The sequence below is a fragment of the Burkholderia sp. AU16482 genome (genome assembly GCF_002223285.1).
Lineage (GTDB): Bacteria > Pseudomonadota > Gammaproteobacteria > Burkholderiales > Burkholderiaceae > Burkholderia > Burkholderia semiarida.
Map to the genome: position 1 here is coordinate 858,987 of NZ_NKEY01000003.1, position 19,101 is coordinate 878,087.

A 19,101-nucleotide genomic window follows, 5' to 3' on the forward strand; every position below is an offset into this window, starting at 1 on the left:
ATCGTGCCGACGCCGAAGGCCATCGTGCGTTCGTCGCGAACCGGCCGAGCGGGCGGATCCCGCGGACCATACCGATGCCCGGCCACGCCGCGCAAGGAGAGAGAAGCGCATGAAAGCCCTGTTGTGTACCGCATTCGGCCCGATCGACCGCTTGCGCATCGAGGACGTCGCGATTCCCGAACCGGCTGCCGGGCAGGTCCGGATCCAGGTGAAGGCGGCGTCGCTCAATTTTCCCGACGCGCTGATCGTCCAGGGGCTCTATCAGGTGAAACCGGCGCTGCCGTTTTCGCCGGGCGCCGAGTTTGCCGGCGTGATCGATGCGGTCGGCGACGGCGTCACCGCATGGCGGCCCGGCGATTCCGTGATGGCGTTTACCGGGCACGGCGGGTTCGCGCAGCAGTGCGTGGCCGATGCGCACCAGCTCGCCGCGCTGCCGCCGGGCATGACGTTCGAGCAGGGCGCGGCGCTCGTGCTCGCGTACGGCACGTCGCTGCACGCGTTGCAGCAGCGGGCGCGGTTGCAGCCGGGCGAGACGCTGCTCGTGCTGGGTGCGGCCGGCGGCGTCGGGCTCGCCGCGATCGAGATCGCGAAAGCGCTCGGTGCGCGCGTGATCGCGGCGGCGTCGAGCGCGGACAAGCTCGCGCTGTGCCGCGAAGCGGGCGCCGACGAGACGATCGACTATGCGACCGAGGATCTGCGCCGCCGCGTGGACGAACTGACCGGCGGGTGCGGGGCCGACGTCGTCTACGATCCGGTGGGCGGCGCATGCAGCGAAGCGGCGCTGCGTGCGACCGCGTGGCGCGGCCGGTTTCTCGTGGTCGGCTTCGCGGCCGGCGAGATTCCGAAGATTGCGCTGAACCTCGCGCTGCTGAAGGAGCGCGACATTCTCGGCGTGTTCTGGGGCGATGCGGTGCGGCGCGATCCGGCGCAGCATGCCGCGAACATGCGGCTGCTCGCCGAATGGTTCGCGGCCGGCAAGGTGCGGCCCGCGATCACCGAGCGCGTGTCGCTGGACGGTGCGGCCGACGCGATCGCGCGGATGGCGAACCGGCAGGTGAAGGGCAAGGTGGTGATTTTCCCGGACGCGTGATCCGGTTTCGCCGCGCGGCGATTCAACGCGGGCCGCGCGGCGGGTTCTTCATGACGACGGGCGCGGGGCGAGCGTTGTAAAGGCATCCTCGCCATGTAGTCAGACGCACGATGTCGAGCGGCGGTGAAGCGAACCGCCGCGCCGCGGCGTCAATCCTTCGGCAGACGCAGCGTATCGAGCGCGTGCTGCGAAAACTCGACCCAGAACCGCTCGTTCGCGATGCCGGCCTGCAGCACCAGATGCTGCAGGCGCTTCGTGCGTGACTCGCCGGCCGCCGGGTCGCCGGCCGCCAGATCGCCGGCCGCCAAAAAATCACGCGCCTCGATTTGCAGATACAGGTCGAGCTTTGCCTGATGCAGCGCGATGCGCCGCCGGATCTCGTCCTCGAGGCCGGCCGGCCCGAGCACGGCTTCCGCGCGCAGGCGCACCATCAACGCTTCGCGCAACGGCGTCGGATCTTCCGGTTCGGCGATCCAGCGGCGCAATTCCTTCTTGCCGGCCGGCAGGATCCGGTACGCGCGCTTGCGGCCGCGACCGGATTCGGCCGGCAGCGATTCGATCCAGCCCGCTTCCTCGAGACGCCCGAGTTCGCGATAGATCTGCTGATGCGTCGCCTGCCAGAAGTAGCCGATCGAGCGATCGAAACGATCGGCGAGCTCGGACCCCGAACCGGGACGTTCGGCGAGGGCGGTGAGAAGCGCGTGAGGCAGGGACATGTCGGATCGAAGGAGGCTGCGCAATGGCCTGCATCTTGCCATATCGGGGCCACGGCACAAACGACGGGACCCTGTTTATGCAACATGTTGCATAAACGAGGGCGGCGAGCTACCATTCGTGCAACTTGTTGCATAAAAATTGGAGACGCTCCCGATGACCTCCCGTTATCCGCATTTGACGACCCCGCTCGAACTCGGCTTCACGTCGCTCAGGAACCGCGTGCTGATGGGGTCGATGCACGTCGGCCTCGAGGAGGCGCCGAACGGCTTCGAGCGGATGGCGGCGTTCTATGCGGAGCGCGCACGGGGCGAGGCCGGCCTGATCGTCACGGGCGGCTTCGCGCCGAACGAGCGTGGCCGCCCGGCGCCCGGCGGCGCGATGCTGACGACCGAAGCGGACGCCGAACGCCATCGCGTCGTGACGCGTGCGGTGCACGCGGAAGGCGGCAGGATCGCGTTGCAGATCCTGCATTTCGGGCGCTATGCGTATCACCCGGCGCTCGCGGCGCCCAGCGCGCTGAAGGCGCCGATCAACCGGTTCACGCCGCATGCGTTGACGAGCGACGAGGTCGACGAGACGATCGCCGATTTCGTGCGATGCGCGGCGCTCGCGCAGCATGCGGGCTACGACGGCGTCGAGATCATGGGCTCCGAGGGCTACCTGATCAACGAATTCATCGCCGCGCGCACGAACCATCGCGACGATGCGTGGGGCGGTGCGTACGACAACCGTATCCGCTTCGCGGTCGAGATCGTGCGGCGCGTGCGCGAACGCGTCGGCGCGAACTTCATCGTCATCTACCGGCTGTCGATGCTCGATCTCGTCGAAGGCGGCTCGACGCTCGACGAGGTGATCCGGCTCGCGCGGGCGATCGAGGCGGCCGGCGCGACGATCCTCAACACCGGTATCGGCTGGCACGAGGCGCGCATTCCGACCATCGCGACCAAGGTGCCGCGCGCCGCGTATGCGTGGGTGACGCGGCAACTGATGGGCAAGGTCGGCATTCCGCTCGTCGCGACCAACCGGATCAACACGCCGGAAGTCGCCGAGCAACTGCTCGCCGACGGCTATTGCGACATGGTGTCGATGGCGCGGCCGTTCCTCGCCGATGCCGAATTCGTCCGCAAGGCGCGGGAAGGGCGCGCGGACGAAATCAACACGTGCATCGGCTGCAACCAGGCGTGTCTCGACCATACGTTCAGCGGCAGGATCACGTCGTGCCTCGTGAACCCGCGTGCGTGCCATGAAACCGAGCTCGTGATTCGTCCCGCGCCGCGGCGCAAGCGGATCGCGGTGGTCGGCGCGGGGCCGGCGGGCCTCGGCTTCGCGGTCACGGCGGCCGAACGCGGTCACGCGGTCACGCTGTACGAGGCCGGCGCCGAGATCGGCGGCCAGTTCAACCTCGCGAAGAAAGTGCCCGGCAAGGAAGAGTTCAACGAGACGCTGCGCTACTTCCGCCGGCAGATCGAGCTGCGCGGCATCACGCTGCACGTCAATACGCGTGCGAGCGCCGAGATGCTGTTGCAACGCGAATTCGACGAAGTGGTGATCGCGACGGGCATCGTGCCGCGTACACCGCCGATCGAAGGCATCGACCATCCGAAGGCGCTCGGCTATCTCGACGTGCTGCGCGACGGCATGGCCGTCGGCCGCAGCGTCGCGATCGTCGGCGCGGGCGGCATCGGCTTCGACGTCGCCGAATATCTCGTTCATCGCGACGGCGGCGAGCGCGTCGATGCCGACCGTTTCTTCAGCGAATGGGGGGTCGACAGCACGTATGCGACCGCGGGCGGGCTCGGCGCCGCGCGGCCCGAGCCGGCGGCGCGGCACGTGCATCTGCTGCAGCGCAAGGCGTCGAAAGTCGGCGACGGGCTCGGCAAGACCACCGGATGGATTCACCGCGCGGCGCTGAAGGCGCGCGGCGTCGGGATGTCGTCGGCGGTCACGTACCGCCGCATCGACGACGACGGTTTCCACGTGACGATCGACGGCGTCGAGCAGACGCTGCCGGTGGACAACGTCGTGATCTGCGCGGGGCAGGAGCCGTCGCGCGAGCTGGCGGAGCAACTGCAAGCCGCCGGATGCCGCGTGCATCTGATCGGCGGCGCATACGAGGCCGCCGAACTCGATGCGAAGCGCGCGATTCACCAGGGCACGACGCTGGCCGCGACGCTTTGATACCGACTCGTTTCCATTCGATCCAACAACGTTACTGGAGACCGCGATGACGCACTCACTGCTGAATGTTCATCCCGCCGTCGCGAAATCGCTCGACGCGTGGCACGCGATGGTCGAGCGCAAGGATTTCGGCGCGCTGGAATCGATCGTCCATCCGGACGCCGTGTTCCGTTCGCCGATGGCGTTCAAGCCGTACGGGCCGGCGCCCGCGCTGCTGATGGCGCTGCGCACGGTGATCACGATCCTCGAGAATTTCACGTATCACCGCCAGTTCGCGACCGACGACGGCAAGAGCGTCGTGCTCGAGTTTGACGCGACCGTCGGCGACAAGGCGCTGAAGGGGATCGACATGATCCGCTTCGACGACGACGGGCGGATCGTCGAATTCGAGGTAATGATCCGGCCGTTCAATGCGCTGCAGGCGCTCGGCGCGGAAATGGGCGCACGGCTCGGGCAGCAGTTGCCGGCGTTCAAGACCGGCGGGTGAGCGGGAACACGCGCTAGCGTGCAACCGGCTTGCGGCCGCGTTGCCGGCCCCGCGCGAGGTCGGGCGCAGCGTCGACGACGCGCACGGCAAGCGCGTACGTGTGCGGGTGCACGCGTTCACGGCACGCAATCGGCCGCAGGCCGACAAGCCGCGGATGCAGTTCGGTTTCCCGCCGCAGACGCGCGGAGCGGCATCCCAAGCTGTCAAAATCCTGACGAATCAAGTTGATATATTGTATCATCCGAGGTTTTCGTCGCCGGCCGGGCGGGCTGCCCGGGCCGCTCGTGTGCGACGACATCCTGCGAAGATCGATACGACGTGACGAGAATCGGACACACCCCGGCGCGCGGGGCGCGGCGCCATGCCGCGCCGCGCCGGAACGCGAGCGCCTGGCGCACGCGCGCGGCACGCGGTTGCACGACCTTGGTCGGCTGCGCGATCGCGACCACCGGCGCGCTGGCCGCCGAAGCCGCCGCATCGGCGGCGGACGACCGGCACGCGCTGCCGGCGATCAGCGTCACGGCTTCGTCCGCACCGGCCGACCCGCTGACGCAACCGCTCGAAACGGGCTCGCGGCTCGGGCTCGCGAGCCTCGACACGCCTGCGAGCGTCGAAACCGTCACGGCCGATACGATCGAAGCACGCGGCGATCGCACCGTGCTCGACGCGGTCACGCGCACGGCCGGCTTTGCGAGCGCGATCGCACCAGGCACGGGTGGCACCGCATCGAGCGTGCGCGGCTTCAGCGGGCAGGAATCGGTGATGATGCTGCTCGACGGCGTGCGGCTGATGCCGGCGGCCGGCACGATCACGTTTCCGTTCGACACGTGGTCGGTCGCGCGCATCGAGGTGCTGCGCGGGCCGGCATCGGTGCTGTACGGCGAAGGGGCGATCGGCGGGGTCGTGAACGTGGTGCCGAAGCGGCCCCGGCGCGCGCGCGAGACGACGCTGCAGGCCGGCATCGGCCCCGACGGCGCGAAGCGCTTCGCGTTCGATACGACGGGCGCGCTCGGCCCGCGGCTGTCGTACCGCTTCTACGCGAGCGATGCGCGCGCGAACGGTCTCGCCGAGCGGGCCGATACGCATACGACGGCCATCGGCGGCGCGCTGACAGTCGACGTGAGCCCCCGGCTCACGCTGACGCTCGACTACGACTACGGGCGCCAGATGCCCGCGACGTACTATGGCGTGCCCGCGCCGAACGGCGTGCTCGATCCGTCGCTGCGCAAGCTGAACTACACGGTCGGTGACGCGACGATTTCGTACTACGACCAGTGGACGCGCCTGTCGGCCAGCTACCGGCCCGCGGCCGGCGTGACGATCGACAACCAGCTCTACTACCTGACCTCGAACCGCCACTGGCGCAACGCGGAATCGTATGTGCTTGACCGCGCGACGGGACGTGTCACGCGCGGCGACTATCTCGACATCGGCCACCATCAGCGACAGATCGGCGACCGGCTGAGCGCGCGCTTCGACGGCATGCTGTTCGGTCGCGCGAACCGTTTCGTCGTCGGCACGGAATTCAGCCAGACCACGTTCAACGGCATCAACAATTCGCCGTACGGCGGCGAAACGACGGTACCGGCGCACGGCTTCGATCCCGGCGTATTCACGAGCCCGAACCCGACCGTGCCGCAGTTCAGCACGCGCGCGCGGCAGGCGGCGGTATTCGCCGAGAACCGGCTCGAGGTGCTGCCGCGGCTCGCGTGGGTGAGCGGCCTGCGCTACGACCACATCGCGTTCAGCCGCGAGCAGGCGGCGACCGGCGCGCGCTTCGACAAGCGATTCGCGAACGTCGGCTGGCGCACCGGTTTCGTGTTCGACATCGCACCGACGTTCAGCGCGTATGCGCAGTACACGACGGGCGCGGAGGGCGTCGGCTCGCTGTTGACGCTGTCGGCGTCGCAGGCGGGCTACCGGCTCGCGACCGGCGAGCAGTGGGAAGCCGGCCTCAAGCAGACGCTGCTCGACGGTCGCGCGTACTGGACGTTCGCCGTGTACGACATCACGAAGCGCAACCTGCTCAGCACCGATCCGTTCAATCCGGCGCTGCGCCAGCAGGTTGGCCGGCAGTCGTCGCGCGGCGTCGAGCTGACGGGCGGCGCGCGGCTGCCGCACGGCTGGACGGTCGATGCGAACGTCGCGCTGCTGCGTGCGCGCTACGACACATTCAACCAGACGGCCGGCGGCGCGACGGTGTCGCGGGCCGGCAACGTGCCGTCCGGCGTGCCGCAGCGGACCGCGAACCTGTGGCTCGGCTGGGCGTTCGCCGAGCGCTGGCAGGCGAATGCGGGCGTGCGCTACGTCGGGCCGACCTACGGCGACGACGCCAATCGCATACAGGTGCCGTCGTATACGGTGTTCGATGCGTCGCTGCGCTGGCAGCCGACGTCGCGCACCGAGCTCGCGCTGACGCTGCGCAATCTCGCGAACCGCACGTACGCGGCGACGACGTCGAACGGCGGCGAGCAATGGCTGCTCGGCCCGTCGCGCTCGGCGGAGCTCGTCGCGACGATGCGCTTCTAGGCCGGCACGACATGCGTGCCGTCACCCACATGCTCGACATCGAACGCGTGCGCTGGTCTCCCGGCGGCGCGGTCGACGTGCTCGATTCGGTGACGCTGACGGTGGCCGAAGGCGAATTCGTCGGGCTGGTCGGCCCGAACGGCAGCGGCAAGACGAGCCTGCTGCGCTGCGTGTTCCGCTACGCGCGCCCCGACGCGGGTCGCGTCGCGCTCGACGCCGAGGACGTGTGGCGCATGCGGCCGCGCGCGGTCGCGCGGCGCATCGCGGTGCTGCAGCAGGAAACGCCGGACGATTTCGGGCTGACGGTCGACGAACTGGTCGGCATGGGCCGCACGCCGCACAAACGGGCGTTCGATGCGGAATCGGCCGACGATCGGCGGATCGTCGACTCCGCGCTGCACGACGTCGGCCTCGTCGAGCGCCGCGCCCAGCGTTTCGCGTCGCTGTCGGGCGGCGAGAAGCAGCGCGCGCTGCTGGCTCGCGCCCTCGCGCAGCAGCCCGAGCTGCTGTTGCTCGACGAACCGACCAACCATCTCGACCTGCGTCACCAGCTCGAACTGCTCGCGCGCGTGCGCCGCCTCGGCATCGCGACGCTCGCGACGATTCATGACCTCAATCTCGCGGCCGCGTATTGCGACCGGCTCCATGTGCTCGCGCACGGCCGCGTCGTCGCGTCCGGCGCGCCGGACGACGTGCTGACCGAAGCGCTGCTGCGCGACGTGTTCGGCGTCGCCGCGCTCGTCGATCGCCATCCCGTCACGGGCCGCCCGCGCATCACGCCGCTTCATCCGGAATGACCGCCATGCCGTTTACTCTCTTGTCCTTCGTGTCCCGCCGGCTGCTTGCCGCCGCCGTGCTCGGCTGCGCGGCCGTTCACGCGCTCGCCTATCCGGTCACCGTGCGCAGTTGCGACCGCGACGTGACGTTCGAGCATGCGCCACGGCGTGCGGTGAGCAACGACGTGAACCTCACCGAGATGATGCTCGTGCTTGGCCTGAAGGACCGGCTCGTCGGCTATACGGGCATCGGCGGCTGGAAGACGGGCACCGCGCGCGTGCGCGACGCATTGCGCGGCGTGCCCGAACTGGCGAGCCAGTATCCGTCGCTGGAAGTGCTGGCCGCCGCGCGCGCAGACTTCTATCTCGCCGGCTGGAACTACGGGATGCATGTCGGCGGGCCGGTGACGCCGGCGACGCTCGCGCCGTTCGGCATCCGCACGTACGAACTGACCGAATCGTGTTCGCACGTGATGAAGCAGTCGGCCGCATCGTTCGACGACGTGTTCCGCGACCTGACCAATCTCGGCCGGATCTTCGGCGTCGATGCGCGCGCCGCGCAGGTCGTCGCCGCGATGCGCGCGCGGCTCGCGGCGGTGTCGCGTGCGATCGGGCGCCCGGCGCCAGTGCGCGTGTTCGTGTACGACAGCGGCACCGACAAGCCGATGACGGCGGGCGGGCTCGCGATGCCGACCGCGCTGCTCGCGGCGGCGGGCGCACGCAACGTGATGGACGACCTGCCGCGCAGCTGGACGCAGGTGAGCTGGGAAAGCGTGGTCGCGCGCGATCCGCAGGTGATCGTGATCGTCGACTATTCGGCGGTCACGGCCGCGCAGAAGCAGCAGTTCCTGTCGAGCCAGCCGGCGCTCGCGCGCATGGCCGCGATCCGCGACCGGCGCTTCGTCGTGATTCCGTACGATGCCGCGACGCCGGGCCCCGAGAACGTCGCGGCCGTCGAGACGCTCGCACGCGCGCTGTATCCGGCCGCATTTGCCGGAGCGGCGCGATGAGCGTGCGCGGGCAGGCGGCGCGGCCCCGCATGCGCATGGTGCTGCCGGCGCTGGCCGTGCTGCTGATCGCGTCGATCGTCGTGTCGGCCGCGTTCGGCCCGGCGCCGATCGCGATGCCGGCCGCGGTGCGGATCGTCGCCGCGCACGTCGCGTCGGCGTTCGGCGGCGCCGACGCGTTCGCCGCGGCAGCGGGCGACGACAGCATCGTGTGGCTGATCCGGATGCCGCGTGCGCTGCTGGCCGCGATCGTCGGCGCGACGCTGGCGACGGTCGGCGTCGCGTTGCAGGCGGCGACCGCGAACCGCCTGGCCGATCCGCACCTGCTCGGCGTGAGCGCGGGCGCGATGCTCGGCGCGGTCGCGGTCACGGTGGTGGCCGGCGCGGCGTTCGGCCCGTTCACGCTGTCGGCCGCCGCCTTTGCGGGGGCGCTCGCGGCCACGGCGTGCGTGGTCGCGCTCGCTTACCGGAGCGGCCGGCTCGAATCGGACCGGCTGCTGCTCGCGGGCGTGTCGGTGTCGTTCATGATGGCCGCGTTCGGCAACCTGCTGCTGTATCTCGGCGACCAGCGCGCCGCATCGTCGGTGCTGTTCTGGATGCTCGGCGGCGTCGGGCTCGCGCGCTGGGACCTGCTGCCGGTGCCGGCCGTGTGCGCGGTGCTCGCCGTCGGCGCGCTCCATGCGCGCCGGCGCGAACTGAATGCGCTGATGTCGGGCGACGTCGCCGCCGCGTCGCTCGGCGTGCCGAGCGCACGGATGCGGCGCGAGGTGTTCGTCGTCGCGTCGTTCGCGACGGGCGCGATGGTCGCGGTGAGCGGCGCGATCGGCTTCGTCGGGCTCGTGACGCCGCATCTGTGCCGTCGCGTCGTCGGCGCCGAGCACGGCCGGCTGCTGCCGGTTGCCGCGCTCGCGGGCGCGATCCTGCTCGTGTGGGCCGATGTCGCCGCGCGCACGCTCGCGGCGCCGGAGGATCTGCCGATCGGCATCGTAACCGCGCTGTTCGGCAGCCTGTTCTTCGTCGCGCTGCTGCGCCGGCGCTGAGCGGCGGCGCGGTCGGGCGGGGCAGGCCGACGCACGCCGCGTGTTTTATCGAAGCGGGATGACCGCACCCGCGCCGCTGCCGCGCCGCGCGTCGGCATGCGTGCTCGCCGCGTCCTGCGCGACGTCGAAGAGCGTGTCCGGCAGCGCGCGCACGGGCAGCGTGATCACGAAGCGCGCGCCGCCGAGCGGCGAATCCTCGAGCCGCACGTCGCCGCCGTGCACCTGCGCGACGCGCCGCACGATCGCGAGCCCGAGCCCGAAGCCGCCGGTCTGCCGGTCGCGGCTCGAATCCAGCCGCTGGAACGGCTCGAACACGCGGGCACGCTCGGCGGCCGGAATGCCGGGGCCGTCGTCGTCGACGCTCAGCACGAGCGCGCCGGACCGGTCTCGCGTGGCGGCCAGCACGACCTTGCGCGACGCATAGCGCGCGCCGTTGCGGATCAGGTTCAGCAGCGCGCGGGCGACGAGCTTCGGATCGCAGACATGGGTCGCGGGCGCATCGAGCGTCGACACGTCGAGCGCGATGCCGCGATCGGCGATGTCGTCCGCGACGTTGCCGGCGACGCTGTCGATCAGCGCGTCGACGTCGACTTCCATCGGCGCGAGTTCGCTCGCCCCCTGTTCGAGCCGGCCGATCGTCAGCAGCTCGGTGACGAGCTCGTCGAGTTCGCGCACGTCGCGCCGCAGCGCGTCGCGGCGCTCGCGCATCCGGCCCGTTTCGTCGGCGTCGGCGAGCAGCGCGAGCCCGAATTCGAGTCGGGCGAGCGGCGTTTTCAGTTCATGCGAGATGCCGTGCATCATTTCGCGCTGCTGCTTGATCGACGCCTCGATGCGCGCGGCCATGTCGTTGAACTGCTGCGACAGCTCGTAGATGTTCGACTTGCCCGACAGCTTCACGCGCGTCGACAGCATCCCGGCGCCGAACGCGCGCGCGGCATCCTGCAGCCGGCGAATGTCGCGCCAGTGATAGTGAATCCACAGCACCACCGCGAGCAGCGTCGCGAGCGCGAGCAGCATGTACGCATAGATGCGGATGTCGAGGTCCGGCGCCTCGATCGGGCGCGCATGCAGCACCGAGCCGTCCGCGAGCGGCATGTAGTAATCCTTGCCGTTGTAGCTGATCGCGATCCGGCCGGCATCGAGATCGCGCAGCGGCGCGCCGCTCAATTGCGCACGCGCGTCGGCCATCGACATGAAGCCGAACCCTTCGCGGCCGTGCAGCGCGAGTTCGCGCAACGCAAGCTCGCGCTGCGCGCCCGGATGGCGTTCGAGATAGTCGTTCAGCACGAACGAGTAGGTCGTCAGCGAGTCGCGCTGAGCCTGCGCGCCGCGCTCGTAGAAGATCCGGTCGAACGATAGCTGGATGAAGATGATCGACGCGCCGACGAACAGGATCACGACGAGATACAACCGGAGTAGCGGGCGCAGCATTTACTCGTCCCATGCGGAAGGGCTGAACAGGTAGCCGCGGCCCCAGATCGTCTTGATCTTGTGCGGCTCCGACGAAGCGTCCTCGAAGCGGCGGCGCAGCTTCGAGATGCCGGAATCGACCGAGCGGTCGAGTCCGTCGAATTCGATCCCGCGCAACTGCTTCAGGATGTCGTCGCGGCTCAGCACGGTGCCGGCCGCGCGCGCAAGGATCAGCAGCAGGTTGAATTCGGCGGTCTTCAGCTCGACCGGCTCGCCGCGCCACGTGACGGTGCGGTTCGGCGGCGAGATCGTGAGTTCGCCGAATACGAGCGCGTCGGGCGCGACGGCCGGCGCTTCCACCGCGGCCGGCTGCGCGCGGCGCAACAGCGCGCGGGCGCGTGCGACGAGCACGCGCGGCTCGATCGGCTTCGTCACGTAGTCGTCGGCGCCGGTCTCGAGCCCGGCGACCTGGTCGTACACGTCCGCGCGCGCGGTCAGGATCAGCACCGGGACGTTGGTGAACGCGCGGATGCGCCGGCAGACTTCCATGCCGTCGAGATTCGGCAGCATCAGGTCGAGTATCACGAGGGCCGGCTGGTGCTCGCGGACGCCCGCGACAGCGAGGTCGCCGCGCCGCACGACCGTCACCGCGAATTCGTAGCCGTCGAGATATTCGCGGACGAGCTGCGCGAGGCGATCGTCGTCCTCGATCAGCAGCACACGGTATTTGAGCGGAACTTCGTTCATGGTCTCCTCAGGGCGCACGCGCCATTTCGCACCCGGCAGGCTGGTGCGCGACGCGGCACGCGAATTCTAGCCGGCGGATCGACCGGCGGGGCAGCGGGGAGACAATCTCGAACAATCGAACACAATTGCGCACAGATTCGCCGCACATTCGGGACAGTCTCGGCGCAGGGCGGCACCTAGACTGCGGGCTTCGTCACTCTTATCTCAATATTGTGCGCCCATTACTTCGCCGCTACCGCTATTGCATGCCGCTCGCCGGCCTGACCCTCGCCGCCGCCGCCCACGCGGAAAACCAGTATGCGTTGTCGCTCGGCGGCGGGTTCGCACCGCGCTACGCGGGCAGCAACCAGTATCGCGGCGTCGTCGCGCCGTCGTTTTCCGCCACGTTCGGCAACGGCTTCTTCATCGACAGCACGCAGGGCGCCGGCTACCGGCTGAACCTGCCGCACGGTGCGTTCGTGTCGGCGGCGGTGGGCTATGACGCGGGCCGCGCGGACGAGAACCGCTTCGATCTGCCGGGCTCCGACTACCTGAAGGGAATGGGGCGGATTCCGGGCTCGGTGCTCGTCGGCGTGCGCGCCGGCGTGACGTTCTTCGATGCGGCGGAACTGAGCGTCACGATCGATACGCCGGTGACGCACACGTCGCGCGGCGTGTCGGGGCACGTGGATCTCGCGGTGCCGGTGCTCAAGACGTCGCGGCACGAGATCATCGTAACGGGCACCGTGCACGCGGGCTCGGGACGCTACATGCAGACCTTCTACGGCGTGACCGATGCACAGTCGCTGACGAGCCGGTTCCGGCCGTATTCGGCGAGCGGCGGGATCGACAGCGCGTCGATGGCGGTGGCATGGAACTGGACGCTGTCGCGGCACTGGTCGGTGCTCGCGACCGGCGGCGTGACGCGGCTGCTCGGCCGCGCGGGCGACAGCCCGATCGTGCAGTCGCGCAGCAACTACTACGGCATCGCGGGCGTTACCTACAAATTCTGAACGGATGCCGACGCGGGCCGGCGTGTGCCGGGCGCATGCGTTGCGTCGGCGTCGCGCGGTCGCCGCGAACCGCGTGCGGTAACATGCGCTCGGGTCCGGCGTCAGGCCGGCCCGCGACGCAGGTGCGCCGAGACGGCTCGGCCAGGTCGAAAACGGCCGCCGTTCGCTGGCCGGCTCCGTCAGGAAACGGCCGGCAGCGTGCGGAACCGATCACGCATGCGATGCCCGGTCGTGCACGAATGCCGCACATGGACCGCCGGGCCGAGAGAAGGAGAAACCAATGAAGAACACGATCGCGATGCTCGTCGCACTCGTTGCGAGCGCAACTTTTGCAGGATGTGCAGACATGAACACGCAGCACCGCAACGCCACCGCCGGCGGCGCGGCGACGATTCCCGCGCAGCCGGGCGCCGCGCCGGCGTGCAAGGCGGACGCCACGCCGGACGACGCGCTGGTCGGCAAGACCGAAACCGATGCGGCCGCGCTGCTCGACGGTTGCCTGTGGCGCGTGCTCGAGCGCGACGGCAAGTCGTTGCCGGGCACGATGGATTATCGCGAGGAGCGCCGCAATCTCGGCATTCGCGACGGCAAGGTGATCTGGGTGCGGCGCGGGTGAGGGCGTGTGACGATTCCGCAGCCGGAATCGTCGACGTCGCGTTATCTGCGCGTGTATTTCAGGCAGAACGGCACGGCCGAGCTGCAACGGGTGGACGACATGAACGCGCCCGAACCGCGGCCGACAGCGGGCCCATGATCGCCGCGATGCGCGTGCGGTCGGACGCGCGTCACTTCGAGATGTACCACAGCGCGTCCGCGCTGGCGCGCGACGGCTGAGCGGCCGGTGCCTGAGCCGGCGCGGGCGGCGGCGTGTTCGACGTAATGGCCGTCGGCAGCGTGGCGGGAATATTCGCGGTCGAAGGCGAGGCCGCCGCCGTGCCCGACGTCGATGGCGTATTCACGTACCACAGCGCATCGGCCGAGGCCGTGCGTTTCGCGGCCGTATTGGGCGCCGTGTTCGTCGCCGCATGCGCGGCCGTCCCGGCCGATTTCTTCGATGCCCCGGCCGTCGCCGTGCCCGCCGTCCCGGCCTGCGCGGTCATGCCGGCGGCCGCCGCCCCCCGCTGCGCGCGCGCTTCGAACGGCCCGAGCTGGAAGATCAACGTTTGCGCGGGACGCGTCACGACGGCATACGGAAACTGCAGCTCCCACGACATCAGCACGCGCCCGGCCGACGTTTCGGTGAAGATCGCAGGCACGTGTTTCATGTCGCTGAACTGCACGTAGACCCGTGCGCCGTCGTCGAACACCTGGGTCGGCTTGGCCTGGTCGGCGCCGGTGACCGTCCATCCGAAGTTGTACGTACCAGCCGGGCCGGCGGGGCCACCCTGCGGCGGCGGAGGCGGCGAGGCCGGCGATATCGTGCGTGCGCGCGTGACGGGCGGCGCCGACACGCTCAGGCTCGCGAACGGGTTGTACGTCTGCGCCTGTTGCGGCGGCGTGAAGGACGGTGGAAGGATGGGCATGGGAGTATCCGGCGAATCCGGCATGGTCCGGATTGCATCATAGACCTTGCGCGCATACGCGAGGCGCTTGTCGGGCGACGCGGAGTTGTACGCGCCGATCGCGTTCCAGTTGGGGCCGAGCTGGCGGATGTTCTGCGACAGGATCCACGCGCCGACATACGCGTTCGTGCACGCATCGAACAGGCTTTCCCGCGTGATGCCTTCGCGCGCGAGCGTCGGCAGCCACGTGCTGTTGATCTGCATCAGCCCGATGTCGACCGTGCCGTTGGTATTGGTGTTGATCGCGTTCGGATTCATTCCCGATTCGACCTGCGCGATGCCGCGCATCAGGCTGACGCTCACGTGCTGGAATGCGGCCGCGTCGTCCAGGCAGTCGGCCCGCGCGACGCCGCAGAGCGCGCAGGAGAGCGCGATCGTCGAGGCAATGGTCGGTGTGGCGCGACCGAGCGGGCGAGAAGTATGACGCGGCATGGCAGGATGGGGCGGAATCCGGCCGCCCGGTGCAAGGAAATTACGCAGACGCGAAGTGTGCCATAGCAGGCGGGCAAATGGTTCGCGTCAAACTTTCCTTTGCATTTGCCCGCGCGTTCGCCGGGCATTTTTATCGCGCCGGATCAGGGACCGAGCCGATGCCTGATCGGTAAAAATGGCCGGAAATTATGCGCATGCGAATGCAACGGCGGCGATGGAAACCTGACGTGCTGCGTCAGCCACGCGGTAAAGCCGGCGATAAGCGGCGCGACAGGGAAAATCGCCCGGCGGCCGTTGGCGGGGGCGATAGAAAGCGATAAAAAATCGGCGGCCGAAGCCGCCGTTTGCGCAATGCGGATTCGGCCGGTCGCGCCGCGCGCGGCCGGCCGTCCTGCCGTATCGCGATCAGAAACGGTGACGCAGGCCGAGGTTGACCATCGTCTGCGAGCTCGTGCCCGCATAACCGTACGAGCCGATCGATGCCTGCGCGGCCATCGAGCCGCCCTTGCCGTCGCCGGTCTGGCCGCTCGCGTGCTGGTACGCGGCGGTCAGGTAGACGTCGGTGCGCTTCGACAGGTTGTAGTCGGCTCCGGCCGATACCTGGTGATAGGTCGCCGACGTGTCGCCGCCCGAGCGCGTGTAGCTGTAGCCGACGCCGACGAGCAGCGCATTCGTCGCCTGATAGTTCACGAAGCCTTGCCCCGTGTTGTAGTGCTCGTTCGAGCCGAACACCGAGCTGGCGTCGCGGCGGTACTGCGCGTTGCTGTAGCCGAGGCCGAACGTGAACGGGCCGGCGACGTACTGGCCCGCGATGCGCGCGATGCCGATCGAATGGGCGCTCGCGTAGCCGTTATTGATCGGGCCGTCGAACGTGCCGTCCGACGAGCTCGTCCAGCCGTTGCGCACACCGCTCGACGCGGGGCTGTTGGTCGCGTGGAAGTAGCCGCCCGCGACGCTGAACGGCCCGTTGTTGTACGACACGGCGGCCGAGTACGACTGCGCGGCGCCGGTGCTGCCGGCGATGCCGCCGAACGAATACATCGCCGCGAACTGCAGGCCCGAATAGACGGCCGACGTGTACTTCACCGCGTTGTCGACGCGGAAGCTGTTGTCGTAGTTGTCGACGTCGCCCGGCGTCGCGAACGCGCTGCCCAGATAGTTGTCGGCGGTGATGCCCTGCACGAGATCGATGAGCGGGTCGTACTGGCGGCCGAACGTGAGCGTGCCGTAGCGGTCGCTCGCCAGCCCGACGAAGGCCTGCCGGCCGAACAGGCGGTTGCCCTGGCCCAGCCGGCCGTTGCTCGGGTCGAAGCCGTTCTCGAGCTGGAACAGCGCCTTCAGCCCGCCGCCGAGATCCTCGGTGCCTTTCACGCCCCAGCGGCTGCCGGCGAGGTTGCCCGCGCTGCTGTTGCCGAGCATCCACGCGTTGTCCTTGCCTTGTGCATGGTTCACATAGGTGATCGACGTGTCGATCACGCCGTACAGCGTGACGCTCGACTGCGCATGCGCGACGGGCATCGCCGCGAACGACGCGAGCGAAATCAGCGAGAGGGTCGTGCGTTTCATGTCATCTCCTTGCGCATTGGTGTGGGTTCGTGATCCGGAATGGCAGGAGACTACAGAGCCGCGATAAAACCGCAAAAATGAAATTCTCCATTGTGGCCTGGTGCAGACAGGCCTGTTTTATGAAATTCATCATTGAGGGATTTGGATTATTGATCGTTGCGTATCAATAGGGGGCCGAGTTTGGGTGGGGTGTCGTTGAGTTTTGCGTGTCGAGTGATAATTCGAGGTAGTTTTCGGGCGAATTGCCTCATTCCCAACATTGTTAACGTTTCGTCAAATCGTTATTTAATGGATTGAATTGGCTCAGTCGGAATGAGTGTGATAAAGGCGTGCGATTCGCGTCGGGTGGACGGCATCGCTGCTTGCCATTCGGCGCCGAGCCGCCACGTGTCGATCACGCGGCTTGCGGCGGCGAGCGTCGCCGCGACGCCGCCTCGATCAGTTGCGCCAGCGTTTGCGCGGGTTCCGACATCGTGCGCCGCGCGCGATGCACGAGGCCGATGTCGCGATGGAACGTGTGATGCCCGAGGTCGATCGCGCGCACGCCGGCCGGCCAGCGGCGATACACGGCGGTCTGCGGCACGATCGCGACGCCGACGCCGTTCTCGACCAGCTTGACGATCGCGTCGAGCTCATCGAGTTCGCAGGTGTCGCGCACCGCGATGTGCATCTTGCGCAGAAAGCGGTCGACCTGGCGGCCGCCGAACGACGCGCGATCGTAGCGCACGAACGGCTCGCTCGCGAGCAGGGCGGCCCAGTCCTTGCCCTTCACGCCGCGCGGCACGATCAGCCGGAACGGTTCCTGTGCGAGCGTCGTCCAGTACAGGTCGCTCTGCAGCGCAAACGGCGGCCGGATGATCGCGGCCATGTCGATCTCGCCCGCGTCGACCCGGTTGACCAGCTCGATCGACAGCCCCGGTATCACGCGCGTCCGGCATGTGGGGTGCCGGCGATGGAAATCGGCCAGCGCGGCCGGCAGCAGCGCGCTCTGCACCGATGCGATCGCGCCGATCGTCACGCGCACGGCGGCCGGCGAGCCGGGCGCGGTCGAACTCAGGTTCTCGTACAGGCCGATCAGCGTCTGCGCCTGGTCCAGCACGTGATGACCCATTTCGTTGAGCCGCGCCGATCGCCCTTGCCGGTCGAACAGCGCGAAGCCGAGTTCGGCTTCGAGGCGCTGCATCTGCGCGCTCACGGCCGCCTGCGTGAGCCCGATACGGTTGCCGGCGGCGGCAAAGGTGCCTTCCCGGGCGACGGCGACGAGGGTTTTCAGTTCGCGGATCATTCATCAATTCTGTTTGTGAATCAGCCAATTTTATATTGATTTGATTTTTGTCCGGGCTTGTCTACCATGGTGCCGTCCTCGCGCCCCGCGAGCGTTCCTTCACGAGGCCATCATGAGTCTTTCCCCGTTTCACCTCGCGATTCCCGTCCACGACCTGCCGGCCGCGCGCGATTTCTACGGCCGCGTGTTCGGGCTGGAAGAGGGGCGCTCGAGCGCGCAGTGGGTCGACTTCAACTTCTACGGCCATCAGCTCGTGATCCATGAGCATCCGAAAACCGCGGCGCAGGAAAGCGCGCATACGAATGCGGTCGACGGCCACGACGTGCCGGTGCCGCATTTCGGGATCGTGCTCGACTGGGCAAGCTGGGAGGCGCTGGCCGAGCGGCTGCGTTCGTTCGGCGTGACGTTCGTGATCGAGCCGTATGTGCGGTTCCAGGGGCAGGTCGGCGAACAGGCGACGATGTTCCTGTTCGATCCGTGCGGCAATGCGCTCGAATTCAAGGCGTTTCGCGACATCGGCCAACTGTTCGCGAAGTGACCTGCCGCGGCGCCTGCGCCGATCGAAATCGGGTGCGAGAATGCGGCCTCGGATCCGGCCGCGCGCAGGTGCGACGGCCGGCGCCGCGCCGCAGGGCATCCGTCCGTGCGCGCCGTTCTCCAGGGAGCTCGTATGAACAGTCACATCGCGCCGGTGGCGCTGAACAAAGCCTACCGTCTCCTCAATCACGGCCCGACCGTGCTCGTGTCGGCCCGCCACGACGGCGTCGACAACGTGATGGCCGCCGCGTGGGCGTGCGCGCTGGACTTCCTGCCGCCGAAGCTGACGGTCGTGCTCGACAAATCCGCGAAGACGCGCGAGCTCGTCGAGCGCAGCGGCACGTTCGTGATCCAGGTGCCGACGGCCGCGCAACTGCGGCTCACGCATGCGGTCGGCAGCCACAGTCTGACCGAGCGGCCCGACAAGCTGCGCGACGCGGGCGTCACGCTGTTCGACGTCGACGGTCACGGCCTGCCGTTCGTCGCCGGCTGCTCGGGCTGGCTCGCGTGCAGGCTGATTCCGGAGCCGCACAACCAGCAGACCTACGACCTGTTCATCGGCGAGGTGGTCGCCGCGTGGTCCGACACGCGCGTGTTCCGCGACGGCCACTGGTATTTCGAATCGGCCGATCCCGCGCTGCGCAGCCTGCACTACATCGCGGGCGGCAATTTCTATGCGATTGGCGAATCGCTGCACGTCGACCCGGCGGCGCAGTAAGTAAGCGCCGGGCAAACCGTCCCGATGT

At 68.7% G+C, this 19,101-nt stretch carries 17 protein-coding genes; 11 read left to right on the forward strand and 6 right to left on the reverse strand.

Annotated features, from left to right (window positions below):
* The first annotated feature begins 109 nt into the window (after positions 1-109).
* On the forward strand, positions 110-1,090 hold the full coding sequence (locus tag CFB35_RS06540; RefSeq protein ID WP_089464700.1) for an NADPH:quinone oxidoreductase family protein: 981 nt from the start codon (positions 110-112) through the stop codon (positions 1,088-1,090).
* A 149-nt stretch (positions 1,091-1,239) separates the two neighbouring features.
* On the opposite strand, the gene CFB35_RS06545 is transcribed toward CFB35_RS06540, so the two are convergent.
* Positions 1,240-1,806, reverse strand: coding sequence for a PadR family transcriptional regulator (locus CFB35_RS06545; RefSeq protein ID WP_179231719.1), 567 nt, complete (start codon positions 1,804-1,806; stop codon positions 1,240-1,242).
* Between the two features lie 154 nt (positions 1,807-1,960).
* On the opposite strand from CFB35_RS06545, the gene CFB35_RS06550 reads away from it, so the two are divergent.
* From CFB35_RS06550 to CFB35_RS06580, 6 genes are all read left to right on the forward strand, one after another.
* Positions 1,961-3,985: an NADPH-dependent 2,4-dienoyl-CoA reductase gene (locus CFB35_RS06550; RefSeq protein WP_089464702.1), complete on the forward strand. Its 2,025-nt coding sequence runs from the start codon at positions 1,961-1,963 to the stop codon at positions 3,983-3,985.
* Positions 3,986-4,031: 46 nt separating this feature from the next.
* The gene (locus CFB35_RS06555; RefSeq protein ID WP_059573819.1) at positions 4,032-4,472 is read left to right on the forward strand and encodes a nuclear transport factor 2 family protein; all 441 of its coding nucleotides are present in this window, start codon (positions 4,032-4,034) and stop codon (positions 4,470-4,472) included.
* A 438-nt stretch (positions 4,473-4,910) separates the two neighbouring features.
* Positions 4,911-7,001, forward strand: a complete 2,091-nt coding sequence (locus tag CFB35_RS06565) for a TonB-dependent siderophore receptor (RefSeq protein ID WP_059574310.1) — start codon at positions 4,911-4,913, stop codon at positions 6,999-7,001.
* Positions 7,002-7,012: 11 nt separating this feature from the next.
* Positions 7,013-7,798, forward strand: a complete 786-nt coding sequence (locus CFB35_RS06570) for an ABC transporter ATP-binding protein (protein ID WP_060965887.1) — start codon at positions 7,013-7,015, stop codon at positions 7,796-7,798.
* The gene (locus CFB35_RS06575) at positions 7,795-8,787 is read left to right on the forward strand and encodes an ABC transporter substrate-binding protein (protein ID WP_089464703.1); all 993 of its coding nucleotides are present in this window, start codon (positions 7,795-7,797) and stop codon (positions 8,785-8,787) included. The genes CFB35_RS06570 and CFB35_RS06575 overlap by 4 nt, the downstream gene beginning before the upstream one ends.
* The gene (locus CFB35_RS06580; RefSeq protein WP_059573815.1) at positions 8,784-9,824 is read left to right on the forward strand and encodes an iron ABC transporter permease; all 1,041 of its coding nucleotides are present in this window, start codon (positions 8,784-8,786) and stop codon (positions 9,822-9,824) included. The genes CFB35_RS06575 and CFB35_RS06580 overlap by 4 nt, the downstream gene beginning before the upstream one ends.
* Before the next feature lie 45 nt (positions 9,825-9,869).
* On the opposite strand, the gene CFB35_RS06585 is transcribed toward CFB35_RS06580, so the two are convergent.
* A complete protein-coding gene (locus CFB35_RS06585; protein ID WP_059573814.1) occupies positions 9,870-11,255 on the reverse strand; it encodes an ATP-binding protein in 1,386 nt (461 codons plus the stop codon).
* Positions 11,256-11,981, reverse strand: coding sequence for a response regulator (locus CFB35_RS06590; protein WP_059573813.1), 726 nt, complete (start codon positions 11,979-11,981; stop codon positions 11,256-11,258).
* A gap of 245 nt (positions 11,982-12,226) precedes the next feature.
* Here CFB35_RS06590 and CFB35_RS06595 point away from each other — a divergent pair, with 245 nt between their 5' ends.
* Positions 12,227-12,973, forward strand: a complete 747-nt coding sequence (locus tag CFB35_RS06595; protein ID WP_059573812.1) for a MipA/OmpV family protein — start codon at positions 12,227-12,229, stop codon at positions 12,971-12,973.
* 280 nt (positions 12,974-13,253) lie between these two features.
* A complete protein-coding gene (locus CFB35_RS06600; RefSeq protein ID WP_059573811.1) occupies positions 13,254-13,589 on the forward strand; it encodes a hypothetical protein in 336 nt (111 codons plus the stop codon).
* 169 nt (positions 13,590-13,758) lie between these two features.
* Here CFB35_RS06600 and CFB35_RS06605 read toward each other — a convergent pair whose 3' ends face one another.
* The 3 genes from CFB35_RS06605 to CFB35_RS06620 form a co-directional block, all read right to left on the reverse strand.
* Positions 13,759-14,967, reverse strand: a complete 1,209-nt coding sequence (locus CFB35_RS06605) for a transglycosylase SLT domain-containing protein (RefSeq protein WP_059573810.1) — start codon at positions 14,965-14,967, stop codon at positions 13,759-13,761.
* Positions 14,968-15,372: 405 nt separating this feature from the next.
* Positions 15,373-16,533 (reverse strand): porin, encoded by a 1,161-nt coding sequence (locus CFB35_RS06615; RefSeq protein ID WP_060011690.1) that lies wholly within the window; start codon positions 16,531-16,533, stop codon positions 15,373-15,375.
* Between the two features lie 394 nt (positions 16,534-16,927).
* The gene (locus CFB35_RS06620) at positions 16,928-17,818 is read right to left on the reverse strand and encodes a LysR family transcriptional regulator (protein ID WP_059573808.1); all 891 of its coding nucleotides are present in this window, start codon (positions 17,816-17,818) and stop codon (positions 16,928-16,930) included.
* A gap of 112 nt (positions 17,819-17,930) precedes the next feature.
* Between CFB35_RS06620 and CFB35_RS06625 the strand changes: the two genes are divergently transcribed.
* Entirely contained in the window at positions 17,931-18,356 is a 426-nt protein-coding gene (locus CFB35_RS06625; protein WP_060011695.1) for a VOC family protein, read from the forward strand.
* Between the two features lie 132 nt (positions 18,357-18,488).
* Positions 18,489-19,073 (forward strand): flavin reductase family protein, encoded by a 585-nt coding sequence (locus CFB35_RS06630; RefSeq protein ID WP_089464704.1) that lies wholly within the window; start codon positions 18,489-18,491, stop codon positions 19,071-19,073.
* Positions 19,074-19,101: the final 28 nt, after the last annotated feature.